This is a genomic window from Bacteroides faecichinchillae JCM 17102 (assembly GCF_000614145.1).
Classification (GTDB): Bacteria; Bacteroidota; Bacteroidia; order Bacteroidales; family Bacteroidaceae; genus Bacteroides; species Bacteroides faecichinchillae.
Map to the genome: position 1 here is coordinate 1 of NZ_BAKK01000115.1, position 1,306 is coordinate 1,306.

Annotated in this window: 3 protein-coding genes; all 3 read left to right on the forward strand. The window is 46.5% G+C overall.

The window, feature by feature from the left end; all coding sequences use genetic code 11:
* Window positions 1-278 precede the first annotated feature (278 nt).
* Window positions 279-374, forward strand: a complete 96-nt coding sequence (locus JCM17102_RS30820) for a smalltalk protein (protein ID WP_159106370.1) — start codon at window positions 279-281, stop codon at window positions 372-374.
* Window positions 375-597: 223 nt separating this feature from the next.
* On the forward strand, window positions 598-933 hold the full coding sequence (locus JCM17102_RS25395; protein ID WP_148302095.1) for an RHS repeat domain-containing protein: 336 nt from the start codon (window positions 598-600) through the stop codon (window positions 931-933).
* 187 nt (window positions 934-1,120) lie between these two features.
* Window positions 1,121-1,306 (forward strand): hypothetical protein (locus JCM17102_RS31070; RefSeq protein ID WP_206778289.1); only part of this gene is annotated, 186 nt, incomplete at its 3' end.

Below are 1,306 nucleotides of genomic sequence, written 5' to 3' on the forward strand. Positions count from 1 at the left end.
GCCCTCCTCCGTCTCCGATCATGTAACATTCATTCGTCATCACAAAGCGTAAGAACGACTTGACTGAACGGTCGAAGACTGCAAGACTTCGTTAACCAGATAACTCCCTGCAAATAAATATATTACCTGTTTATCATGATGGATGATTCCGTCATGACCGGGAATTGTACACTCTATTTGCAACATAAAAGAATATCCTGATCTCTCAGAAACCACTATTAAACGTAAACTAATAAGACTATTTAAATGCATCAGAAAGGAGGTGTACGACCATGCCAATGAAAAAATCCGTATGGGATATCATCCTGAAAGCGATCATCGCAGTGGCTTCGGCAGTGCTCGGGGCGTTAGGCTCCAATGCTATGAACCTGTAGAATCCTTCAACAGGCCAAGTACCCAACAGGCCAAGTAATTGAATTCTGTAAACAGATTCAAGACCCCCACCCCTGTACAATCCCGCTATGGATACGGGCCCTATTCCATCAGGGGGATTGTATACCGATATTTATTAAACAACCCATTATTCAATTTATAAAAACCGACATCTTATGAAAACCAATCCTACCAAAAATAGCAAGTTCCGGATTCCCGGTGGCTATGATAGAAAACGCCACCTATTCACAAGTGATTGCGGCCATGACAGTGTATAATCCGAATGTCGCCGATTCCCTCAATAACCGGATGAACGCTTTGGTTCCTGCTCAGGAGATGAAACTGGCGATAAGCTCCTTGCGTACTTCTTTACCGGAAGCGAACGTGTACACCTGCGAATACGAACCGTTGCAGGGGGTGATAGCCATCACCGATCCCAATGGGATCACCACCCGGCATGAGTACGACGGCTTCAACAGGCTGACAAGGAGCTATTACCTGGACCCGGGCTCGAACAAGGTACTGCTGCAGCAGTATCTCTACCACCTGGGGGAGAAATAACGGGGATCGGGTATGCCGAAGGCGGATATGCTTGTAACGGATACCGGCTGACGGTTTTACCAGACGCGACTGCGGCTTCTGGGATGGCTGATAAAGAAAACCTGTAACAAGAGTATATAAGAGTAATACAAGAACCAAAAAGAGAATCAAAATAATATAAAATAACAGCATAAAATAACGAAGCATTATGAAAACGCTACGAACTATCAAAAATATGCAGACATTGGGAACCCTTCTATCGTTCCTGGTCCTGTCCTTGTATCCCGGCGGTACTTCCGCCCAGTCCCGGGACACCCTGTACATGCACACCAGTGCCGGGCACCCCCACATCATCACTGTGACTCCGCGGGTAAAAACTTCCGGGCTTGCCGGA

Bases quoted from the DNA above. Each gene is read 5' to 3' on its own strand.
- JCM17102_RS25395 (WP_148302095.1), top strand. From the start codon at position 598: ATGATAGAAAACGCCACCTATTCACAAGTGATTGCGGCCATGACAGTG.
- JCM17102_RS30820 (WP_159106370.1), top strand. From the start codon at position 279: ATGAAAAAATCCGTATGGGATATCATCCTGAAAGCGATCATCGCAGTG.